At 61.6% G+C, this 659-nt stretch carries 1 protein-coding gene; it reads left to right on the plus strand.

Annotated elements, in window-relative coordinates:
- Positions 1-153: 153 nt before the first annotated feature.
- Positions 154-659, plus strand: a 506-nt coding sequence (locus tag AC1DP3_RS18370) for a hypothetical protein (protein ID WP_477295817.1), incomplete at its 3' end; no start/stop codon positions are given.

Here is a 659-nt window from a genome sequence, read left to right on the forward strand (position 1 = left end):
GTTCGTGTTCCTCGGGCTATTGAAGAGGCGTTTGGGGCCGGCGCGTTCAACCCCGGCCAAGGTATGCAGTCCAACCTTCCAAAGGCCGTTTCGCTCATCCTTGAGCTTGCGAKCGCATGGAACGCGTTGGACGGTGACTCTCAGGAGGAGGCGTTGAACGACCCGCTTCGGTGGCGAGGACTCGTGCTCGAGCTTCCGGGTGACCCCTTCCCGACCCAGCGGTACTCCCTAATGTTCCTCGTTCACCCCGGCTTCTTCGGCCCGATCGTTTCACCAGATGATCGCCGCAAGATCCGCGCCGCGTTCGCTGGCGAAATCGKGGGAGTGATGAGCGACGACTTGGACGTCGATCTCCAGCGAATCGTCCTCGAACTGCAGACCAAAGAGGGTGCGCCCATCAACTTCTATGAGGCGCCCTACGTCGATAGCTGGCGAACGCCAGCGACKTCGCCCGATCCTATCGAGCCGGTGCCCGAACCAGACCCGGAGCCGACGGTTCTTCTGAGCGAACGTGGCTTCGAGCATGCCGCTGTTCAAACGACCGTTCTGGCAGAAGATCTGCGACTGAGCGAGGAGTGGTTGCACGACGTCGTGCGCGCTCTTCATCGCCGTGGTCAGATCATCCTCTACGGGCCGCCCGGAACAGGGAAGACCTTCGT

It is taken from the genome of Microbacterium sp. P5_B6, from assembly GCF_056400345.1.